Source organism: Cycloclasticus sp. (assembly GCA_040743155.1).
GTDB lineage: Bacteria > Pseudomonadota > Gammaproteobacteria > Methylococcales > Cycloclasticaceae > Cycloclasticus.
In genome coordinates this window covers 397,636-421,530 of record JBFLJU010000001.1, presented here as the reverse complement: position 1 = coordinate 421,530, position 23,895 = coordinate 397,636, and the positions used below count along the sequence as shown (strand labels likewise).

Here is a 23,895-nt window from a genome sequence, read left to right as displayed (position 1 = left end):
TTACCCTTTATTCATTTAGTAACGACAAAGAATGACATGAATCAAACAAGCTCTATGCATTTAACGCTCATTTCAAAGTAAGGTTAACGTTCACCTCACGAAACCAACAGGAGTCCAAACATGATAAAGCCAGCCAGTGAATTTATCGCCGAGGCACAACAAAATTGTAATTGTTTAAATATAGCCGATGCAAAAACGCTGTTTGATACCACTACTTCTGCCGTACTACTTGACGTGCGTGAACCTCAAGAAGCGGCCAAATCTAAGATAGATGGTTCAATCAACATTCCTCGTGGCTTATTAGAAATGAAAATTCAACAGCATTGTGGCGAGGCCGACAGCCTGATTTTAATACATTGTGCCGCCGGTGGTCGCGCCTCACTAGCCGCCGTAAGGTTACAAGAAATGGGCTACAGCAATGTACACGCCATAACTGCAAAATTTGATGATATAAAAGCCACCTTTGACTAAAGCTACAACTTTCTGAACGAATATAGCCACAATAGTTCACCCTTACTTATGCCACTCCTTTCTATTATGAAGCGTTAGTAGGTTTCAAAAAAAGGCCCTGATTTGATCAGGGCCTTTTTTACATACGATCCAATTCTAAAACGATACTTCGCCTTGAATCCATAATTTGTCGCTGTCTTCTTTACCACTGGTTGAATCACCACGGTCATAAGCAGCATATTTAACAAGAACTTTATAGTTTTTACCGAATTTTTTAACCGCTAATAAATCAAGTTCATTGCCGTAATCCATGCCGCTATCTTCAGCTTCAAAGTCATGGTAAACAGCCATTAATTTAACACCCGCTACTTTGGTGCTAAGAGTTAAGTAAGTATCTTCTAAGCCATCATCAGGTGTTCCTAAGAACTGATCAGCCCAACCATTGAATTTATGGTTAGTTCCTAAAGGTGTTTTAAAAGATGCGTCCGTTTCGCCCTTATGCCCTTCTTGTACTTCACGAGAGATTTTCGCAGTAATACCCGCAAACTTCACACCACCTTCTAACAGATAATAATCAGCATCTTCACTACTTGAAGCTGCTCGATCAATATCTTGTTGTGCATATTCAGCGGTATAAAGTACCGATAACACATCTGACACCTTAGTTGAACCATTAAAGCGTAGACCCAACGTGTCGCGGTCAGTTGCACCAGAAGCAGCCACATCAACAAAGTAACCATAAGCCGTTAAATCACCAAAAGGTAAGCCTGAGTACTTAATATTAAAAACGGGAACATCCGCTTCAAAGTGTGTGCCTAGAATCGTTTGAACATTATTAACATAGCTCACGATAATTTGAGTGTCTGTTAGTGAGGTATTCACAATGGTTAGTGCATCATAAGTTTGTTCATTTTGACGCCAACCAACATTACCTACAAAACGGGAATTATCAAGAATAATACGCTGACGACCTAACTTAATTAAGGTATCGTCAAAACCTGAATATGCAATCCATGCACGGTTGAGTTCGCTGCTATTGTCAGGGTCAGCGATAACTGAGTACTGGCTTCGATCTGATCCTACGTTAAGACGCTTATCGTTATAATCACGACTACCCAATGGTGTTGTGGATTCAACTTCGGCATACGCTTTAAAGCCATTAAAATCCGGTGTTAAATAACCCAAACGAATGCTTGCTGTTAATGCATCGGCATCTTTTTTAGCTGAATTATCATCAACATCTTCATAACGAAGACGCGCATCAAAATTAATTTTTCCCATTTCAGGCGCGATCAAGAGTGAGTCAGACGCTTGTGTCAGCGACGATGCAAGGGCTAGTGGAGCAGCAATAGATATAGCTGCGGCTAGTTTACTTAGTTTCATTTTCATGTCCTTTTGTTTATAAAAATACTGTGTTAAATAATGATATTCGTATCACTAAAAGCAATTTGAAGCCCTTCAATTTCAGCCTTTTCCACCAGTGATTGAATGTAGCCTTGAATAGAAAGCTGAGACGCTTTCTGAGTAAGGTAGTGTTTTATTTTTTCAGCAACCATTGGGTATTCAAGCTGTTTACCGTCTACTTTTCTATTAACCCTTACAACGTGAAAACCGTAACGGCTTTCAATAGCTATTTTTGCCAAACCCTCAGGTAGCCTAACCAGTTGCTTTTCAAATTCAGGGACTGTTTGTCCTTTACCGATCTGCCCAAGTGAACCACCCATTTTCTTAGACGGGCAAATTGAATACTGTTCCGCTAATGTTGGAAACAGTGAAATATCCTCTTTCAGCTGCTCGATAATGGATTCAGCCTTCAATTTTTCCGCACTTCTCTCTTCAACATCATCTTTCGGTGCGGCCAACAAAATATGGTCAACTTCCATTAACACTTCTGTTTTAAAGCGCTCACTATTATTTTCAAAATAACGGCTACAATCACTCTCCGAAGGCTCAACGAATGAGCTGTTTTTCTCGACAAGTAACTGAATTGCAGCCTCTTCATCATTAGCTGCATCGTTCCCAGCTTCATTCATTAAAAGCTGCCGAATAACGAGTGCCTGCCCCGCCTTTTGAAGTGCAGAATCCAGTGTTTCGGCCTGATGATATTGCAATTCCTGTGCATAAAGCGCTTCATCTAACAAAACACCATTAACTCGTATTTCGGGCAAAGACAGGTTAGCAGCCTCATTTGAATGTAGTGTGCAATGGCTCATTTTTTCTCTCTTCAATTTGGTTTGATAAATGACCTTGAATCAAGAACGTTCAACACGCTCCCAATTCAAGCAAATAAACTCTTAACGCTGCCTAACAATTTGGTAACGACGACCCAAATACCAGATTGGCGCACTGATCATGTGTACTAAACGGGTAAATGGGAACACTAGAATCATCGTCAGACCGACAAAAACATGTAGTTTATAAATGATTCCAACAGACTCAATCGCTTGCGCAGCTTGCACAGCTTGGAAAGTAACAATACTTTGTGCCCAAGTGGCGAGTAGCACCATCACCGAACCATCCATATGACTTGCTGACGCGATGATAGTCAAAAGCCCCAACACCAGTTGCACCAACAATAAGCCCAAAATAAAAATATCAGAGTTACTCGACGTGGCGCGAACGCGTGGATCAGTTAAGCGACGCTTAAGTAGCATGACCAAACCAACCAGGCAAATAAGTCCAAAAAAACCACCACTCACCATAGCCAGCAACTGTTTGTTTTCCGTACTAATAAAAACATGATAAATCGCCTCTGGCGTTAATAGGCCAACAAAGTGCCCCATTAAGACAAAGATAACGCCAACATGGAAAAGGTTACTGGCAACGCGCATTCCTTTCGAGTTGAGCATTTGGCTTGAACCGGCTTTCCAGGTATAGGCTTCACGATCAAACCGGATCCATGAGCCCAGTAGGCAAACAAAAATTGCGATGTAGGGATAAATCCCAAAAAGTAAATTATTTAAATAAGACATTATATTCTCCTTTATCTAGCTATCTTGCAGCAGTGCTTTCCGCTGCTTTATGCCATGTAACAGGTGCTTCTGTTGCTGCTGAGTAACCACCGCTGCAGGATGACTCACAACCCGATTCGATAGGGTCATCAAAACGAATTTCCTTATCTTCCCAGGCTTTATCAATCGCCTCCATGGTGTCATCTGGCTGCTCTTTTTTAACAGCTTCAGCAATTTTTTCACGCTCAACGGTTGCACCGGATAATTCAATAAGCGATTCAAACAGAATTCGATAATCACATTCACGGTCAAGCAGTCGTTCACTCAAGACCGTCAGAATATGGCTAACATCACCCAACCATTCATGCACATACGATTCATCCTGTTCACTAAGGAATTCGAGGTACAGTGGAATATAATCTGGCATCTGCTCTGAATGAACGTCAAAACCATGCTCTGCATATTCCGCCATCAAATCAACCATCGCCTGACCACGGTCTCTCGATTCCCCGTGAACGTGTTCAAACAACAACAGCGACAGTGAACGGCCTCGTTCAAACAGCAAATCATAACGCTCTTGTGAGTCGTACAGATCTGTCGCCGCTAAGGTGTTAATAAAAGCGACCAACTGCTGTTTATTGTCTGCCGATAAGTTACTGTCATTAACGACAGTAACAAGTTCATCAGAATGCTCGTTCAATGATTGAGACGGGTAGTCCAATAAGCGTGAAATAACTTTTAAAATATACATTGGCTTACTCCCTATTCATTTTAAAGACGACCGGTTGGCTAGTGGTTTTTTTAGCACCGAACATATTCAAGTCATTGTTGCCTGAACTACAGCCATTACCAAAAGTAAAGCCACAGCCGCCTTTTTCATCAAACGCTTCTGGAATATTCAACTCGCGGTGTCCAGAAGGAACAACAAAACGATCTTCGTAGTTAGCAATGGCTAAGTAACGATACATTTCATCAACCTGCTTCTTATTCAAGCCAACTTGCTCAAGCACTTCTAAATCTTCAATGCCTTCAACATTCTCAGCTCGTTTGTAAGCACGCATCGCTAGCAACCTTTTAAGTGCTAATGAAACCGGTTTCTCATCGCCTGCGGTTAATAAATTAGCCAAGTATTTTAGTGGAATACGTAATGAGTCAATATCTGGGATCACGCCTGCTTTACCCAGTTGCCCAGCATCTACCGCGCTCTGAATTGGGCTTAGAGGGGGTACATACCAAACCATTGGCAGCGTTCTATATTCTGGGTGAAGTGGCAATGCCAACTTCCAGTCAACCGCCATTTTATAAACCGGTGATTTCTGAGCGGCTTCGATAATTGAATCGGCGATACCATCTTTTTTCGCTTGTTCAATAACTTTTGGATCATTCGGATCAAGGAAAATTTCTAGCTGTTTTTCATACAGATCAACATCTGAAGTGGTTGAAGCAACCTCTTTAACCTTGTCTGCATCATAAAGCAGCACACCCAAATAACGGATTCGACCGACACATGTTTCCGAGCAAACGGTTGGTTGTCCCGCTTCAATTCTTGGGTAACAGAAAATACATTTTTCAGATTTTCCTGATTTCCAGTTAAAGTAAATCTTTTTGTAAGGGCAACCACTGACGCACATACGCCAGCCACGGCATTTGTCCTGATCAATCAACACAATACCATCTTCTTCACGCTTATAAATCGCGCCAGAAGGACAGGCGGCAACACACGTAGGATTCAGACAATGCTCGCACAGGCGCGGCAAATACATCATGAATGTATTTTCAAATTCGCCGTACATCTCCTTCTGCATATTGTCGAAGTTTTTATCTTTGCTGCGTTTTTCAAACTCAGTACCAAGAATTTCTTCCCAGTTAGGGCCCCAAACGATTTTTTCCATCCGCTTGCCGGTGATCAAAGATCTTGGGCGAGCAGTCGGCTGGTGAGCCGATTCTGGTGCGGTATGCAAATGCTGGTAATCAAAATCAAATGGTTCATAGTAGTCATCGATTTCAGGCAGGTCTGGATTGGCAAAAATATTCGCTAACACACGAAATTTACCGCCAATTTTTGGCTCAATGGAGCCGTCTGCTTTCTTAATCCAACCACCTTTCCATTTATCTTGATTTTCCCATTCTTTCGGGTAACCAATACCCGGTTTGGTTTCAACGTTGTTAAACCATGCGTATTCAACCCCTTCGCGAGAGGTCCAAACGTTTTTACATGTAATAGAGCAGGTATGACAACCGATACATTTATCGAGATTCAATACCATGCCAACTTGTGAACGTATTTTCATTGTATTGTCTCCTTATACGGTTTGTGGAAGTGGTTGAGGAAGCTCGTCACTGTCTGAACCTTCCAGCCAGTCAACTTTACCCATTTTTCTAACCACAACCATTTCGTCACGATTACAACCCACTGTTCCGTAATAGTTAAAGCCCCATGATTGCTGAGCATAACCACCAATCATATGCGTTGGTTTCATAATCACTCGTGTGACCGAGTTATGATGCCCACCGCGAGTGCCTGTCATTTCACTGCCCGGAATATTAACGATACGTTCTTGAGCGTGATACATCATCACCATGCCTTGGTTAACTCGTTGCGAAACAACGGCACGACAAGTCAGCGCACCATTGGCATTAAAAACTTCAACCCAGTCGTTATCTTCAATATCCGCCTCTTTAGCATCAACCTCACTCAGCCAAATAATTGGGCCACCACGTGATAGCGTCAACATCAGTAAGTTATCAGTATAGGTACTGTGAATACCCCATTTTTGATGCGGTGTAATCCAGTTCAGCAAGATCTCTTTATTACCGTTATCTTTGGTGCCTTTAACGACGTCAATGGTTTTGGTATCGACGGGTGGTCGGTAAGACATCATTTGCTCACCAAAAGCTTGCATCCACTTGTGGTCTTGGTAGAACTGCTGACGACCTGTTATTGTTCTCCAAGGGATCAGCTCATGCACATTGGTGTAACCCGCGTTGTAGCTAACATGCTCATCTTCCAAACCTGACCAGGTCGGCGATGAAATAATCTTCCGAGGTTGCGCCTGAATATCGCGGAAACGAATCTTCTCATCTTGCTTAGGTTTCGCAAGATGAGTGTGATCAATACCGGTAAACTCACCCATCGCTTCCCATGCTTTAACCGCTACATTGCCGTTGGTTTCTGGCGCTAAGGTCAAAATAGTTTCACAAGCATCAATGGCTGATTCGATTTTTGGACGACCTTCGCTAACGCCTTCATCTGTGTTGCGATAATTCAGCTCACCCAACAACTTAACTTCTTCTTCGGTATTCCAGCCGATACCTTTACCACCGTTGCCCAACTTTTCAAGCAGCGGCCCTAGTGAGGTAAATTTCTTATAAATATTAGGGTAGTCCCGTTCAACCACTACCATATTGGGCGCGGTAACGCCTGGAATCAGGTCACATTCGCCCTTTTTCCAGTCTTTAACATCAAACGGCTGCGCCAATTCTCCTGCTGTATCGTGAAGCAACGGAACAGTCACTAAATCTTTCTCTACACCGAGCACACCCACAGAAACCTCTGCAAATTTCTTGGCAATGCCTTTATAAATATCCCAATCTGACTTAGATTCCCACGCAGGGTCAACAGCGGTCGACAGCGGATGAATAAAGGGGTGCATATCGGAGGTATTCAAATCATCTTTTTCATACCACGTGGCCGTAGGTAAAACGATATCTGAATACATACAGGTCGATGACATTCTGAAATCCAGTGTTGTCACTAAATCCAGTTTGCCTGTTGCGCCCTCGTCAACCCATTCAGCCTCGCCGGGTTTAAAACCACCTTGCTGACCTAAGTCATCATTCATAACGCCGTTTTTAGCACCCAATAAATACTTGAGCATATATTCATGCCCTTTACCCGAAGAACCGAGTAAATTTGAACGCCAAATAAACATATTACGTGGGAAATTTTCCGGAGCATCTGGTGCTTCTGCGGCAAATTTTAACCCGCCACTTTTAAGCTGCTCAACAACGTAATCTTTTGGCTCCATACCGGCTGCTGCTGCATCTTTAGTAATTTGCAGTGGATTACGGTTTAGCTGTGGCGCGGATGGCAACCAGCCCAAACGCTCTGCCTTAATGTTGTAATCGAGCATATGCTCAGGGAACTCACTTTTATCCGCCAATGGCGATAAAACTTCATGCACGTTCACTTTCTCATGACGCCACTGTGAAGAGTGGTTATAGAAGAAAGACGTGCCATTCATTTGGCGCGGTGGACGCGACCAATCGAGACCAAAGGCTAACGGTAACCAGCCTGTTTGTGGACGTAATTTTTCCTGCCCAACATAATGCGCCCAGCCACCACCTGATTGACCAATACAACCACACATCATCAACATATTAATAACGCCACGGTAGTTCATGTCCATGTGGTACCAGTGATTCATCGCGGCACCAATGATGATCATCGATTTGCCGCGGGTTTTATTCGCAGTATCCGCAAATTCACGTGCAATTTTTATGACTTTGTCTGGCGCAACGCCGGTGATTTTTTCCTGCCAAGCCGGTGAGCCTGGAACATCAATATCAAAACTGGCGGCAACATTGTCACCACCCAGCCCACGATCAAGGCCGTAATTAGCCATCATCAGGTCATAAACGGTTGTAATAACTAACTCTTCGCCATTAGCCCCTGTGATCTTTTTGGTCGGTACATTTTTGACTAAAATCTCGTCATGACCACCTGCCTGCCAGTGCTTATTAGAACTGTCGGCTCCAAAGTTAGGGAAAGAAACGGCAGAAACATCACCTCCAATCAACGATAGTTTAAGTTTTGTCTCTTTTCCTTCTAGCCCTTCACGCTCATCAATATTCCATTTGCCTTTTTGACCCCAACGATAACCAATAGAACCTTGCGGAGAAACCAATTGGTCAGTCGTTTCATCTAAGCCAATCGTCTTCCATTCAGGGTTATTTTCCTGATTAAGGTTATCCACTAGATCAGAAGCTCGTAAGAAACGAGCCGATTTCAACGATGTTTCATCGTGTTTATCCAACACAACCAACATCGGCATATCCGTGTACTGACGGACATAATCCGTAAAGTATTCACTGGGGTTATCTAGGTGGAACTCTCTTAAAATGACATGACCGAAAGCCATTGCCAACGCGGCATCTGTTCCCTGCTTAGGGTTTAACCATTCATCAGTCAATTTCGCAACTTCTGAATAATCGGGGGTGATTGATACCGTTTTAGCTCCTTTATATCGAACTTCTGTCATAAAGTGAGCGTCGGGTGTTCTTGTTTGAGGAACGTTAGAACCCCAAGCGATAATGTAGTTAGAGTTGTACCAATCAGCTGATTCAGGCACGTCCGTTTGCTCGCCCCAAGTCATTGGTGAGGCAGGCGGTAAATCGCAATACCAATCATAGAAGCTAAGGCAAACACCACCAATCAGTGACAAATAACGAGAACCAGCAGCATAAGAAACCATCGACATCGCAGGAATTGGAGAGAAGCCAATAATTCTATCTGGGCCAAACTCCTTAGCCGTGTAAACATTCGCTGCCGCGATTATTTCATTCGTCTCATCCCAACTAGAACGAACAAAACCACCCAATCCACGTTTAGATTTATAAGAGTCAGCTTTTTCTTTATCTTCAACAATTGAAGCCCAAGCGGCTACAGGCTCCATCGTACGCCTCGCCTCACGCCAGAGTTTTAATAAAGGTTTGCGAACTTTTGGGTATTTCAGGCGATTTGCACTATAGAGATACCACGAATAACTTGCTCCACGTGGGCAACCTCTAGGCTCATGGTTAGGTAAATCTGGGCGCGTTCTAGGATAATCAGTCTGCTGTGTCTCCCAAGTAACCAACCCATTTTTAACGTAAATTTTCCATGAGCAAGAGCCCGTACAGTTTACACCGTGGGTGGAACGAACAACCTTGTCATGCTGCCAACGCTGGCGATAACTATCTTCCCATTCGCGGCTTTCATTGGTCGTTTCACCGTGACCATCTGAAAACTCACCTACTTTTTTCTTAAAAAACTGTAACCGATCAAGAAATTGACTCATTCTTCTCTCCATTGATTCTGACTAAACTGCAATGCAAACCACTTTTTTTAAAATATGACAACAACCAACCCAAAGCTCAGCTGTTGTCATTTAACCTATATATGCTCTATTAAGGATTATGAAACTCAGCACCCTTCCTTAAGTAAAACCACCAATTAAGCGCTAAACAAACTGCGTAGAAAATAGCAAAACCATATAACGCATTTTCGGGTGTTGTTAACTTAATCTGCTCACCCAATACTTTAGGAATATAGAAAGCACCGTAGGCAGCTACCGCTGATGTCCAACCCAGCACTGGGCCCGCTTGTTCTTTATTGAAAACCATCGCAATGGTGCGGAATGTTGAGCCATTACCAATCCCTGTTGCTGCAAAAAGAATCAGGAATAAGATTAAAAATTCGACAAAGTATTCTTCAGGTGTTGCTGAGCTGTAAGCTGCTTTCATATAGTAAGCAACACCTAAGGCACTACCAACCATTGCTAACCCACAGATTTGCGTCACTTTAGCGCCGCCCATTTTGTCAGCTATCCAACCACCCACTGGCCGAATTAACGCACCAATAAACGGCCCCATCCAAGCGTACATCAATGCACTTGGGCCATTTGTGTTGATCAGGTCATGGTTCATCACACCATCAACCATCACATGTTGATAACCAAAAATAACTTTAATTGATAATGCGAAGGCAGCAGAGAAACCAATAAAAGAACCAAATGTCATGGTGTAAATTGTGCTCATCACCCAAGTATGAATATTGTTAAAAATCTTATATTGACGCTTAAGGCTTGAACCAATTTCACCTGGAATGAGTTTCAAAAGCAAAACCGTTAAGTTAATAACTATAACTAGTACGATTTCTTTTGGAACACCCCAACCTGAACCATTTGTAGCCTCTGGTAATAGCAACCATAAACCAAAAATAGCCACTGCAAAGGCAATCGACAGCATCATGATTATTTTTGAAATTGAACCTAATGGACTGCCTAAACCCGGTGATACGTGTTCAGCGCGAATATTGTTCATACCAAACCAGCCAACCGCTGCTAGTGGCACTAAAAATAATAGCCAAACAAAACCGGCATTTTGAATCCAGGTTTCTGTACCGGCTGGAATTTTGCCAATCAATGTACCGCTACCGCTTTGTAGCACCATTGAATCACCGCCAAATGAACCAAATAAACCCAGTGTCATCACTAATGGCACCAGAATTTGCATGGTGGTTACACCAAAGTTACCCAAGCCTGCATTCAAACCTAGCGCTAAACCCTGCTGCTTTTTAGGGAAGAAGAAGCTGATGTTTGACATAGATGAAGCAAAGTTACCACCACCAAAACCTGATAATAAAGCTAGGATCTGGAAAACCCATAAAGGTGTGGTTGGGTCTGATAACGCAATACCTGCACCAACCGCTGGCAACATTAATAACGCCGTTGTAAAAACAATAGTATTCCTACCACCGCAAATACGAATAAAGAAGCTGCTTGGAATTCGTAGTGTTGCACCTGTGAGGCCAGCAATCGCCATCAAGGTGAATAATTCCGACTTCTCAAAAGGAAAGCCAATGTTTAGCATTTGTACGGTGATAATCCCCCAGTACAGCCAAACCGCAAAACCGCAAAGTAAGCTTGGAATCGAAATCCACAGATTTCTATTCGCAATCGCTTTGCCCTCTTCCTCCCAAAATTTAGGATCTTCTACATCCCACTTTTTAATATCTGACACAATTCACTCCTGTTGTGAAAAAAAACAATCAAACCTTTAAATTAAAATCAAACCTGGCTATTGAATATTCAATAGCCAGGCCTATAACTACTGCCCTAGTAATTCACTCTCTTTTTTCAATTGCAAAATAGAGTAGTTCATCCAAATCATGCATACCGCTACCAAACCGAACAGCAACATAAAGCAAGACGTACGAATATTGGTGTAGTCTGAAAGCAAGCCGAAGAGGATTGGTAACGTAAAGCCGCCTAAACCACCTAGCACACCTACCATACCGCCGACAGAACCCATGTTTTCAGGGTAGTAATCATGCAAAATTCGATAAACACTGGCTTTACCAAAGCCCATCGCAATACCCACTACAAAAATAAGTGCAGTAAATGGCCATACGGCTAGATTGATATCGAAGGCCATATCACCTTCCATACCATGGATAATGAAACTCGTGTTTGGATAAGAAAGAAAGAACAGGCATGCTGCAGAAACCCAAAAAACCCACCAGTTCACTACCCGCGCACCCGCTTTATCCGAAACATAGCCACCTAATGCTCGAACCAAGCCCGACGGTAGCGTAAACAGAATTGTGATAAATGAAGCCGTTTTAAGGTCCATTCCATACTCGCCGACGTAATACTTTGGCAACCAAAGTGCCAGCGCGACAAAACCACCGAAGACAAAGTAATAATAAAGACCAAAACGCCACACTCTAAGCTCTTTTAAAGGGGCTAACTGCTCCGATAACTTCTTATGTGTACCGGTCCGTTTACGCTCCTCCTGCATGGGGTCGTCATAAGTAAGAAACCAGAAAGCAATCGCCATAACTAACATCGCAACTGAATAAACCTTTGGCACCATTTGCCAGCCAGCAGCTACCACAATCAAGGGCGCAACCAAGTTTGTAATCGCCGCACCAGCATTACCTGCACCAAAAATACCCAGTGCAGTACCCTGCCGGTTTTTATCAAACCAAGCAGATGTATAGGCAATACCAATCGCAAATGACCCACCGGCTAGGCCAACAAATAGCCCCGCCAACAAATACTGCCAATATTCAGTAGCCAGAGCCAAGCCATAAGTTGCTGCCGCAACCAAAACCATTTGAATGAAAAAGACAATACGACCACCAAAGCGGTCGGTAAGAATGCCTAACGGCAAACGAGTAATAGAGCCTGTCAGAATTGGCGTTGCCACCAACACACCAAACTGGGTATCGCTTAGACCCAACTCATCCTTGATTTTTAGCCCAATGATCGAAAACATTGTCCACACCGCAAAGTTACATGCGAATGCGACGGTGTTCATCGTCAATACTGACCACTGCTTTTGTGTATGTGTTGCCATAATATTTTCCGTAATACCCTCTTAATTTTTTTGCATTATAGAAGTAATTTATAAGCTTTAAAGATCAGAAAATCGCTGGAAACACCACAAACTACCACTAAAGTTGTACTCGCCAAACAAAGCTATCTAATTGATATTTAAGATGTTTTAATATTATTAAACAAAACCCTTCGCTACTATTCAGATCTCAAGGTATAAAGTAGTAGTAAACTCCCTAAGACCTTAAAAATACTTATTACAATATGCAGACCCACTCACCCACGCGCCATACATCTCTGGTCACCCGCGTAAGCCAAGTATTAGTTTTACTCATTACCCTTGCTTTAGCGGGCATGGTGTCTTCTATTATTGTTTCCGAAAGAGTCAATGAGAATGCTGCACAAATAAACACCGCCGGCTCGTTAAGAATGTTAGCCGTACGGATGTCAGTAGCTCACTTCTCAAGCGATACAGCTCTTTTAAAAAAAGAACTGAACGACTTTCAAAAGCGTCTCGACGGTGTAAGGAGTAGAAGTCAACGTGACTTCAAATCTGATCAAGTTCTAGCGACTCTATTTACCCGCATTGAAACAAGGTGGCAAAAAATACAAACTGCTGCTTATTCAAATGCTGAATCTGACCTATTTATTAGCGAGCTTGATAGTTTAGTCAGCTACTTTCAGCGTGAAACTGAGAAACATGTTCAGTTATTAAGAATCATCCAGTACCTTGGACTTTTTTTGATGGTGGCGGTCAGCAGTACCGCTCTTTATCGTTCTCACGATAGACTCATCACCCCTTTCAAGCAGCTCTTATTAGTGGCTAAAGAAGCCGGTCGAGGGAATTTCAGCCCCCAAGCAGATGAACGCGCAAGCGGCGAAATAGGCCTCCTCGGAATAAGCCTTAACAACATGAGCAAACAACTGTCACTTAGCCATCAAGAGCTTGAAAAGAAGGTCGCCTCTAAAACAGCGGAACTCGAACAAACTAACCGCTCCCTCAGCATACTTTATCGTTCAGCCCATAGCCTTTCAGCAATTGAGCAGTCTGGCAACTTAAGCCCTTTGCTTTTTGAACTTGAAAAAACATTAAGTGCCGGCTCAATTTCACTCAGCTTAGCTGGCCAAGATGTAGTCAACCCCATTACTTCACCAAATGCCCATTTGGCGGCACGGCATATCTACCCCATCAAGAAAAATGGCCATAAATATGGGCAGCTTATTTGGGAAACGGAATCTAAACTACGGCTGGAGCCTTGGCAAAACAAACTACTCGATGCCATGAGTAACTTAATAGCGACGTCTCATGAATTATCCAATAGAAGGCGCGCAATAACTCGTTTAGAAATTATGGAAGAACGAGCCGTTATCGCTAGGGAACTTCACGACTCACTTGCTCAGTCGCTCTCTTACCTAAAACTTCAAATAAGCCTGCTAAATAAACAATACCAAAAAGGGCTTACTCAAGAACAGATCTCCCCAACTATTAAAGAAATCAGCAAAGGAACTAACTTAGCTTATAAGCAGTTACGAGAAATCTTAACAACGTTCAGGCTAAAATTAGATAATGATTCAATTCAAAATTCACTTCAAGATGCGGTGAATGAATTCAGTGAAAAATGTAATTACATTATTAAGTTTCATTATGGATTGGGGGAGAATGCGATGAACCCACATCAAGAGATTCATTTACTTCAGATTATTAGAGAAGCATTATCAAATATACACAAGCATGCCCAAGCCTCAGCAGCGACAGTCAATGTGCTTACCGAAGGTTCGCAAGTGTACGTTGAAATAAGCGATGACGGCTGCGGTCTACCCGAAAACGCCTCTCAAGAAGGGCACTTTGGCCTGAAAATCATGCAAGAAAGAGCTAAATCTCTTAATGGGAACTTACAAATCACACAGAACACGCCCCATGGCACCCTCATTTCTTTGCACTTCAAAATAAACACGAATAGCTAAACATATGCATATATCAACAATCATGCTGGTCGATGACCATCCCTTATTAAGAAAAGGCCTTGCGCAACTAATTTCACTGGAAGATAAACTCGAAGTGAAATGCGAAGCCTCTTCAGGTGAAGAAGCCATTGCTCTCGCAACCACTTGCTCCCCTGATCTTATTTTGCTCGATTTAGATATGAAAGGCATGAATGGGCTTGATACTCTGCACCAACTACGACAAGCAAAAATAACCAGTAAAATTGTCATGTTCACCGTCTCAGACAATGAAACGGACGTTCTACAAGCACTTAAGTTTGGTGCCGATGGGTATCTGCTAAAAGATTCAGAGCCAGAAGAGGTTATTGATAAAATCAGCAAGGCAATCGAAGGGGAATTGGTTCTTAGCGCCCCTCTCACTCAAATCGTCGCACGCTCCATACAGCAATCATCAAGCACCCCATCAATATTCGAAAAACTAACAAAGAGAGAAGTTGAAATTCTTAGGCATATTACACGGGGCGACAGCAATAAAGTGATCGGAAAGGTGCTCGGCATAACGGAAGCAACCGTTAAAGTCCATATTAAGAACCTCCTAAAGAAACTCTCTCTTAGAACTCGAGTTGAAGCAGCCGTTTGGGCCGTTAGAAACAAAATCACCTTGTGATTGCTTAACGACGTAATTTTCACTCACCTAGTTGAGTCACTTTAGGCGTTCATTTTAAATGAGTACAAGCATTTTGGGCAAAAATGCTATCTGTAGTACATCAATACAGTGGTAAAACCATGTATTCAATTCAAAGTGTATACTGTGCAAACGAAGATAGCGCTAACAACCAAAGGATTTGAGAAATGTCTGCACTTACACTTAAAAAATCATCTACAAAAGCCACCTTTCATACAAAATATTTCCTTATTACCTTAATCGCTTTCATTTCCCTCAGTTACATTACTGAGGTATTTGCAATTAATGCCAGTCCACATCCAATCAACGCCACACAGCCAGATGGCACCAAAATCGTCTTAAAAATCAAAGGCGATGAACACTTTCACTGGCAGGAAGACAACAATGGTTACACTGTTCTCAAAGAAAAAGGTCGCTATGTTTATGCTCAAAAAGGGCCTAGTGGGCATTTAATTCCAACCGAACTTGAAGTTGGCCAATCGAACCCTAAAGCGAATGGCTTACAAAAAAGAATCCTCCCTTCTCAATCAATTATAAATCAACAAAAAGCTTCTGCTCCTGGATCAACCAGCGAAAGCAGCGCCAGCACACCCGAACAAGTTCCACCATCAGGTACTATCAAGAACCTCGTTGTGATGATTCGGTTTTCTGACCACGAATTTCGCACACTCCCGAGCGCCACTGATATAGATGTGTTATTTAATGCCGACACTCCTGACCCTGCTCTAGCACCGACGGGTAGTGTGAAAGCCGTATACCTCGAAAATTCATATGGTCAGATGACCCTTAACTCAACCATTTCAGGTTGGATTGATGTTTCTGGCACAGAGGCTTATTACGCTGATGGCCAATCCGGCAGCTCGACATTATGGGGAGCCTTACAAGAGGCCCTTAATAAGCTCGAAACGGAACACGGTTTAAATTTTAACGAATACGACCAAGATAATGATGGTTATATCGATTCAATTTCATTCATTCATTCTGGATATGGCGCCGAATGGGGCGGTACAGACACTGATGGAGCTAACACTGCAGACCGCATTTGGTCACATCGCTGGGCCATTCAACCTTCTTGGGTTTCAACATCCGGTATTAAAGTATTTGATTATCATATAAGCCCTAGTTTATGGGGCATCTCCGGCTCGGCTATTGGCCGAATCGGCGTCATCGCCCACGAAACTGGCCACTTTTTTGGTCTGCCTGATCTGTATGACACAAACGGCGGAGGCCAAGGCATCGGCTCTTATGGCTTAATGGCAAATTCGTGGGGGTTTGATAACAGCCAGCACTATCCGCCTCATTTCTCTCCTTGGAGTAAAATCAATCTTGGTTGGGTCAGTCCAACCGTTATTAGTGCCCCTGGCACATATAGCTTACAACAAGCAGAAGATACTGCTGCTGTCTACCGCATTGATCATGGCTACCCCAATGGCGAATACTTATTAATTGAAAACCGTCAACCCATCGGGTTTGATGCAGCAATGACTCAAGGTGGCCTAACTATTTGGCATATTGATGACAATGCTGGTTACAACACGCAAGGCTTTCCAGGGCAAGTTCCACCTTGGCCTACTAATGGTGCTCATTACCGCGTCGCTTTGTTACAGGCTGATGGCGAATATGACCTTGAGTGGGGTCGCAACCGTGGGGACGCTGATGACGTATGGCACGCCGCTGGTGTAGATGAAATTAATGGAACGACTTTGCCCAGTACAGACACTTACCAGGGCGGAACAATAAACCCAACCGGAAACCGCCTATACAATATAAGCACCGCTAGCAGCTCCATGTCTTTTGACTATGACAATGGATTAAGCCCTATTGACCCACCCACAGCGCCAACTCTAACGTCTGCTACGTATGATGGCGTCAGTGATGTTACTTTACAGTGGAGCGACAATTCGGATAACGAAGACGGTTTCAACATTTTCCGTAACGGCAGTGAAATTGCGAATGTTTCTGCCAATAATGTCACTTATACCGACACTGGCGTTGCCGATGGCGTGCACGAATACTATGTACAAGCATTCAACGCTGGTGGGCTTGCAAATTCCAATGCAATCAACGTAGATGTGGTGCTCCCTCCTATTCGTTATGCTTCGGGTGAAGCAACTACATTCGGCAGCATGACGGGGTCATATCTCAATACATTTAGCATCAACGATTCAGAAACCCTTACTGAAGTGGAGTCAGGTGGTAAGCCATCAAAACGAACCAGCCGGCTAGAGCATATCTGGCAATTTGATAATATTGGTTCTGGCATAGTCACCACGCTTTCCGTTAATGCTGCTGCGCCAGCCAATAGCGAAGGCGATAATTTTGCCTTTAGTTATTCGGTTGATGGTGGGCAGAGCTACATCCCTATATTTGAATTGGCAGCAAGCGCCGATCAAATTCTATTAGGTGAACTTTCCTCTGTTGTTGATAGCGTTCTCGTCAAGGTTGAAGATACAGACCCCACGCGAGGAAACCGCAATCTTGATAGCATCAGCATCCGTCAAATATCCATAGACTGGACGGATGACGTTACCTTTACCGCACCCACTACCTTAAGCGCGACAGCTATATCAGACACGCAAATTGATTTAAGCTGGACAGATGGCTCAGGAGAGAGCGGCTACACTGTTCTTGATGCTAGCGGGACAACTATAAACTCGGGCATCGCAAGCAATTCAACCTCAACCTCAATAACTGGGCTGTTAGCAGAAACCAAGTATAGCTATGAAGTCTGTGGCATTGATCCATCCAGCGCCCTTATTTGTAGTAATCAGGACTCCGCTACAACATTAGCAACACCAATTGCAGGGGCTCCAACATTGGATTCGGCTAGCGGTTCTAAAGTAAAAGGCAGGCAGCAAGTAGATCTAACTTGGAGCTACGATGGAGCGGTTGATATTTATCGCACAGGCACGTCATCGGAAGCTTTTGATAATCAGACGGATAGCTACCTTGACCTCATTGGTACTAAGGGTGGCGCAACGTACATTTATCAAGTATGCCCCGCTGGTAGCCTAACGGGTTGTTCTAATACGCTGACCGTCGTCTTCTAAGCGGTTAATACCTAGTTAGGCTGTAAAGGCGGCAAGTAATATCCTTTCCCTGGCTATTACTTGCCGTAAAGTTAACTTTGTCGGCTTTCAAAATAAATCAGTGAATCAAGGCGTTTCTGGTCATTATCGATAAATTTAGGGTTCGAATTACTACTTGTTTGTACATCAAGTAGTTCTTCAAATCTGGCTATCATGTCTATTGGTTGGTTAGGATCATTTTTCATGTTGTGTAATCCTTCCATATTATTGCTAGGTCTTACCATCATTAAATATTCATGATCACTCATAAGCCCTGAATTACGAAGCTCATCACTCATTTTTTCAAATGTATTATGAGATATATTTCTAAGGTCATACTTAGCCATTATTTCAGTCGTTCGTTCCAATTTATTTTTTGTATCATTACTGATCGTTACCGTATCTGCTGTAGTACTCTTTAATGTATTATCAACAGGCTCTTTGTGTGCGATCGGTATCGAGTTGCGGGTAAGCTGAGAAACTCTTTGGTATTGAGACGATATGTCAATATTCATGGTTACCTCATAAATTAGTTATATGAATAATCAAGCAATATTAATACCAAAAAAAAAGAGTGACACTTTGCGCGCCACTCAATTTTTATTGAATATAGAGATTATTGTTCATGCTGCGTCATAAAGTCACCATACAAGTCGTTCAAGCGTGATCTCCGCTTCGCTGCAGCCACAAAACTCGAACGTTAACCAATTAGTCACATTACAGCCCCTACTACGCCTGCTCTTTCACCGCTAAGCTGTGGCTACTATGTGCCCACTCACCTATTTAGCTCAGCAAAAGATTAGTTTAAACCACGCATAAAAAAACCAGCGGCCATTGGCCGCTGGTTTTTTTAGTTAAGGCTTCAAAGCCCCAATATATTCCTAACGTGGTTAAAATAAACTTAACACCCTCTTTTAGGGTGACAACGCCCACCACCGCCTCCATCTTCACTATCTCCACCCGAAAGCGACTTTACGATTGATACAGACACTGTGGATGTAGAATTAAGCTGACCATCGGACACTATATAACTGAAGGTATCACCACCGCGCTTTCTACTTGCCCCCGTGTAAGTCACCGTTCCATTAAAATTATTAACAACGGTTCCCTTTGCTCCATTTGTTACCGCGACAATGGACAAGGGAGCTCCTTCAGGGTCGCTATCATTAACGAGTACATTAATAACAACGCTACCTTGTATTAGCACTTCTGCACTATCTGGGTTGGCTACTGGCGCTGAGTTAACATCCATCACATCCACTGTGACTTCAGCATTAGTAGAATAACCACTAAAACCATCTGCAATACTGTACGAGAATTGATCGGTGCCTACAAAGCCAACATCTGGCGTATACAAGATATTGTTACCACTGATCACGGCATCACCGTTGGCAGCCGTCATAGGAATACTATTAACAGCCAATGTATCGCCGTCAGCATCACTATCATTTATAAGCACATCAATAATTACGCTTGCGTTTTTGTCGACTTCTGCTGAGTCAGCAACGCTAACGGGTGGCGTATTAACCCAGGTTGTGGCCGATAATACAGACGATAATGCAGTTTCATTACCGACACTGTCCCGCGCTTTCACCTGATAGCTATACTCGGTATCTGGCTCTAAACTCGGTGACACATATAGCGTTTCCGTTTGCCATGCACTGGTAACGCAGCCTAAGCCACCTGTCGTACAAACAAATTGATATTCAACAAAACCTGAGTCATCAGAAGCCACCGTTGCCTCCATCTCAATACTGGTGCGGCTAGTACTTACTGGAGCACTGGCTAATGACATTGGATCAGGGTTAGGAGCCGTTGCATCTGCACTCGTGGGAACGACGTTGCCGACAATAAAATATTCGCCTAAACCACCATAAGATGAGTACGGTACTGCACCGTTTCCAACACCGGTGATTTCAAGATAGTATCGACCTGCAGGAACGTTTGCTGTAATTAACGCTTCTGTATCATCTAAATAATCGTCGACAATAGTAATGCCAGCACCATCCGTAAGGGTTGCTTTAATATCAAGGTTTGCCCCGCGTTTACTTGAACGTGTATACGCCGCCCATGCAGGTGTTATGGTGACATTAATATCGCCCGCTGCCGTATCGAAAAAGAAAACATCTGTATCAGCACTACTTTCAATAATACCTTTATTGTCAGGGCGCGCATTAAGCGGATCAAACTCAGGATTACTGCTGGCAATATTACCAGCCGAGTCAACAATCAACGCCGTTGAAAATGCATGATCATTTGCATGGTCATCAGCGGCAAATGACAGCTGAGCACTAATAATCGCTAAATCATCTTGAGTATTATTTGCATCAGGGTATTCACCCTTACTCCACTGAGTAACATTATTATAGTAGCCCACACCCATAATTGGAGCCCACGAACTCAACCCTGTCCCATGCCCCGAGTAATAGCCCACTGTACTTGTACCATCATGTGATAGTGCTAAGTTATGGCCCAATTCATGTGAGGCAGCTTCTGAAATATAATACGGCGCTGATGCCAATTGATCGTAATAAACCAATGCCGGTTGGTAATATTCATAATACGATGCACCCCAAACACCAACATAGGCCACACCGCCAGCATTGGGATGCGGCATGTCGCCACCTGTTACCGTTGAGTTACTGGTAATAAGTAGATGGCCAACTTTTGGTCCGAAAGACGCAGGCGCTTCTGTGGTGACATCAATATCAAAGGCACTAAAATCTTCGGCAATTCGGTGCCATATTTCAGCCATATCCGCCCTTTCCGCTACTGAAAAGCTGTTGGGGTCAGCGTCTTTGTTGAATGGTTTTGCTTGATAACTCGACTGCCCGCTTGAGTTCCAGGCGGTATCTGTAATCGTATGGCCTTTAAAATTAACGTAAACCACATTTGCAGCACCGGGTCTGCTGTGCAGTTTAAAAACATCAGTTGGGTTAATGCCTTCCAGTGTTGGATCGGCCTCTAAATCCGCCTGGCTAATATCATCTGGCAGTAAAGTGTCTTGATAGAAAACCCCGCCGCGACCATCAACATGAATCTGCGCAATATCATTGGCAGGAAAGCTAAAACGATTTAACCACGCCATGCCTCTTTTTTTAGCCGGAGCAGGTAACGCTTCAAGCTGTGACTTAAGACGGCCATTCGGCATTTCATCAAACGTAAAAGGAGCTGCTCCGCCGAACATTTTTGATTCATCAGGAACTGCTTGCGCATTCATTGATGCAGTTAATGCAATTATGGCTAAGGTTATTATTCTCACGTTCACTCCTGTTTATCGACACTGTCCTAGCAGTGTAGAGAAACAACGAAAATAATCTGTGAACAGAGTCATACTTTTAAAGTACGTATTTATTGTAGGCAAAAAAACGGGCCTGTTAATGCAAGCCCGTTCTCAAATGTATCTCTATGCCGTCGACAGTGAAAACGCCGGTCAACGTTCTTTCGTACTAACTCCCTTCCTTAACACTATCTTTAAATTGAGGGGTTAAACGTACTGCCCCTAATCTGTCGAAGCCGTACCTTCTTCACTTTCAAGTTCTTGGTATATACCCGTTAACTTCCGCTTGAATTCTCGAGTGACAAGCCTCGCATCCAATTCGTTTTTAATCACCCTAGGTGTCAAGAGCACAACCAACTCTGTTCTATCTAGCACCTTATCTGTTTTACCAAACATACTATCAGTTAGTAGGGCCTAGTTTTGCATTAACGCACTACTCCACAGCACCCACAAAAGTTAAGAAATAAGATCTCTTTATTGTAGATAACATGTCGTGCATTCGACCTGCTAAATCAATTTTTTAGAAATAGGTGGAGTTGGCCGATAAGCCGGGTTCTGTCGTGGACAGTCATTCATCTGGGATGCACATCGCTATGCACCTCGAGCGACCTACCCAGAAGCCGTGTGGGCCACACGTCGTAACTTGCGTTACCACTTCTCTATTTGGTCTTGCTTCAAGTGGGGTTTACCATCGCCGTAATACGTTACCGTACACGCGGTGCGCTCTTACCGCACCGTTTCACCCTTACCGGTCTATAAATAGACTTAGGCGGTTTTCTTTCTGCTGCACTTTCCGTAGGCTCGCGCCCCCCAGGCGTTACCTGGCACTTTGCCCTATGAAGCCCGGACTTTCCTCCCTGCTTGCGCAGAGCGACTGTCTAGCCAACTCCGAGTGCAGTGTACAAACTAACACGCGCTGGAGCAATTTATATTCTTTAAAAATTGTCATACTGACAGATAATGGGGCACACCTTAAAAGCCTATCAAGTTGCCTGATCGGCAAAAGTAGTAAATTTTTCATTGATAACTTCATCAGTATTAGCTAATGTTATGCGCTAACAAATTACTTAAGTGTGAACATAAGAGCTATACCAAATGTTTACTCATACATTTAGCTACACCAAGGAAGGGTTAAAAATATGAAGAAAGTCATCGTGTTATCGCTCATTGCATTGAGCTTTTCTATCCTCGCACAAGCCACGCCGATACCCGGCAGCTTAATTAACCAAAGTAATGTTGCACAATTTGCAGATTATTTAGATCCACCTGTTGTGGACCTACTAACAAAAGGCCAGCTATCTGTGACCGTGGGAGAGCATTTTGATATCGCACCGAACCCACTTTTTTTACAGCAAACAGAAAAAAACAAAGGGACTGTCTCAATCGATTCTAAAACGGGTCAAATACTTAACTACCAAGATGGCCTTCCCTTCCCTGAAAAACCAACTGTTAGTGATCCACTAGCAGGGCTGAAATTAGCTTGGAATATGCGTTACGCCTATGGTGGAGACACCTCTTTAGTCGACCCTTTTATTTGGGATTACATTAATATGAAAAGCGGTAAAGTTGAGCGTACGCTTAAATTTGTGGGCAAGGTCATCCGCTACAAACACCGGTTGTTAATGCAACCCAAACCTGACCTTCCCAGAAACCCCGCCAGTATTTTTAATGGTATTTACTTGCAAGCAAAAGAACCGTTTGATTTAAAGAATACGCAATTATTGGTTCACCGCTTAGAGGATGACAGTGCCCGAGAAAGGACTTGGCTATACTTATCGGTTCAACGACGCGTTCGTCGTTTACCTGCTGGGCAAACAACAGATGCTTTCTTAGGTAGCGATATTATGATCGAGGATTTTCTTGGTTATAACGGCAGAATCAACGACATGAGTTGGACTTATTTGGGCACTGAAAATTTATTAGCTCCCTTTTATAAACATAATGCAAATACGCAAGAAATTGAATCTGCGCAGGCCGGTGAGTATAAGTTTGGGAATTTCCATGGGCAAGGCAATTGTTTCCCAAATGTGCCATGGCAACTAAGGGAGCTTTATGTCTTAGAGGCTAAACCAAAATTAGCAGATCACCCTTTATCTAAACGCCTTTTCTATGTAGATTCTCAAACACATATCCCAATCGCCGGGCGTTATTATGATAGAAATAATAAAATTTGGCGTATCGCAATAAGTAGCTTTTCACACCCTGATGATCACCTTGAGCACAATAAAGGCTCTGGCGTTGCTATTCCATCGCTTATTTCAATGATTGATGTTGAAGCCCAGCACTGTACGACTCTCAAAATGAAAACACGGGTTAACCACCTTTCAGTTAAACAGAAAGACTTCACTGTCCAGTCTTTGCGTAGCAGAGGAAAGTAACGACAATTTAGGTATACAGCGTCTTTTTTGATTTTTCA

The 23,895-nt window shown here is 43.2% G+C and carries 16 protein-coding genes and 1 other RNA gene; 5 read left to right on the top strand and 12 right to left on the bottom strand.

Translation table 11 applies throughout. From position 1 onward, the window contains the following. The first annotated feature begins 120 nt into the window (after nt 1-120). Nucleotides 121-471, top strand: a complete 351-nt coding sequence (locus tag AB1Y31_02100) for a rhodanese-like domain-containing protein (protein ID MEW4981958.1) — start codon at nt 121-123, stop codon at nt 469-471. Nucleotides 472-606: 135 nt separating this feature from the next. On the opposite strand, the gene AB1Y31_02095 is transcribed toward AB1Y31_02100, so the two are convergent. From AB1Y31_02095 to AB1Y31_02060, 8 genes are all read right to left on the bottom strand, one after another. After that, nucleotides 607-1,833 carry an alginate export family protein gene (locus tag AB1Y31_02095; GenBank protein ID MEW4981957.1) on the bottom strand — a complete coding sequence of 409 codons (1,227 nt, stop codon included), beginning with the start codon at nt 1,831-1,833 and terminating at the stop codon, nt 607-609. A 32-nt stretch (nt 1,834-1,865) separates the two neighbouring features. Next, nucleotides 1,866-2,663, bottom strand: coding sequence for a peptidylprolyl isomerase (locus AB1Y31_02090; protein MEW4981956.1), 798 nt, complete (start codon nt 2,661-2,663; stop codon nt 1,866-1,868). Nucleotides 2,664-2,744: 81 nt separating this feature from the next. Next, nucleotides 2,745-3,422 (bottom strand): respiratory nitrate reductase subunit gamma, encoded by a 678-nt coding sequence (gene narI / locus AB1Y31_02085; GenBank protein MEW4981955.1) that lies wholly within the window; start codon nt 3,420-3,422, stop codon nt 2,745-2,747. Between the two features lie 19 nt (nt 3,423-3,441). Then, nucleotides 3,442-4,152, bottom strand: coding sequence for a nitrate reductase molybdenum cofactor assembly chaperone (narJ, locus tag AB1Y31_02080; protein ID MEW4981954.1), 711 nt, complete (start codon nt 4,150-4,152; stop codon nt 3,442-3,444). Between the two features lie 4 nt (nt 4,153-4,156). Next, a complete protein-coding gene (narH, locus tag AB1Y31_02075) occupies nt 4,157-5,692 on the bottom strand; it encodes a nitrate reductase subunit beta (protein MEW4981953.1) in 1,536 nt (511 codons plus the stop codon). Between the two features lie 12 nt (nt 5,693-5,704). Then, complete coding sequence (locus AB1Y31_02070; protein ID MEW4981952.1) at nt 5,705-9,460, bottom strand: nitrate reductase subunit alpha; 3,756 nt, start codon at nt 9,458-9,460, stop codon at nt 5,705-5,707. 109 nt (nt 9,461-9,569) lie between these two features. Next, nucleotides 9,570-11,183, bottom strand: coding sequence for an antiporter (locus AB1Y31_02065; protein MEW4981951.1), 1,614 nt, complete (start codon nt 11,181-11,183; stop codon nt 9,570-9,572). 87 nt (nt 11,184-11,270) lie between these two features. After that, nucleotides 11,271-12,524, bottom strand: a complete 1,254-nt coding sequence (locus tag AB1Y31_02060; protein MEW4981950.1) for a nitrate/nitrite transporter — start codon at nt 12,522-12,524, stop codon at nt 11,271-11,273. A gap of 242 nt (nt 12,525-12,766) precedes the next feature. Between AB1Y31_02060 and AB1Y31_02055 the strand changes: the two genes are divergently transcribed. The 3 genes from AB1Y31_02055 (at nt 12,767) to AB1Y31_02045 (ending at nt 18,181) form a co-directional block, all read left to right on the top strand. Further along, on the top strand, nt 12,767-14,467 hold the full coding sequence (locus AB1Y31_02055; GenBank protein MEW4981949.1) for a histidine kinase: 1,701 nt from the start codon (nt 12,767-12,769) through the stop codon (nt 14,465-14,467). A 4-nt stretch (nt 14,468-14,471) separates the two neighbouring features. Continuing rightward, nucleotides 14,472-15,113, top strand: a complete 642-nt coding sequence (gene narL, locus AB1Y31_02050; GenBank protein ID MEW4981948.1) for a two-component system response regulator NarL — start codon at nt 14,472-14,474, stop codon at nt 15,111-15,113. A gap of 185 nt (nt 15,114-15,298) precedes the next feature. Then, nucleotides 15,299-18,181, top strand: coding sequence for a M6 family metalloprotease domain-containing protein (locus AB1Y31_02045; protein ID MEW4981947.1), 2,883 nt, complete (start codon nt 15,299-15,301; stop codon nt 18,179-18,181). Nucleotides 18,182-18,252: 71 nt separating this feature from the next. Here AB1Y31_02045 and AB1Y31_02040 read toward each other — a convergent pair whose 3' ends face one another. The 4 genes from AB1Y31_02040 to rnpB all read right to left on the bottom strand — a co-directional run bounded on the left by AB1Y31_02040 (nt 18,253) and on the right by rnpB (nt 22,369). After that, on the bottom strand, nt 18,253-18,714 hold the full coding sequence (locus tag AB1Y31_02040; protein ID MEW4981946.1) for a hypothetical protein: 462 nt from the start codon (nt 18,712-18,714) through the stop codon (nt 18,253-18,255). A 386-nt stretch (nt 18,715-19,100) separates the two neighbouring features. Next, entirely contained in the window at nt 19,101-21,461 is a 2,361-nt protein-coding gene (locus AB1Y31_02035; GenBank protein MEW4981945.1) for an Ig-like domain-containing protein, read from the bottom strand. Nucleotides 21,462-21,701: 240 nt separating this feature from the next. Beyond that, the gene (locus tag AB1Y31_02030; GenBank protein MEW4981944.1) at nt 21,702-21,875 is read right to left on the bottom strand and encodes a hypothetical protein; all 174 of its coding nucleotides are present in this window, start codon (nt 21,873-21,875) and stop codon (nt 21,702-21,704) included. 132 nt (nt 21,876-22,007) lie between these two features. Then, nucleotides 22,008-22,369, bottom strand: an RNA gene (gene rnpB, locus AB1Y31_02025) — RNase P RNA component class A. 249 nt (nt 22,370-22,618) lie between these two features. Between rnpB and AB1Y31_02020 the strand changes: the two genes are divergently transcribed. After that, nucleotides 22,619-23,857: a DUF1329 domain-containing protein gene (locus AB1Y31_02020; GenBank protein ID MEW4981943.1), complete on the top strand. Its 1,239-nt coding sequence runs from the start codon at nt 22,619-22,621 to the stop codon at nt 23,855-23,857. The last annotated feature ends 38 nt before the right edge of the window (nt 23,858-23,895 follow it).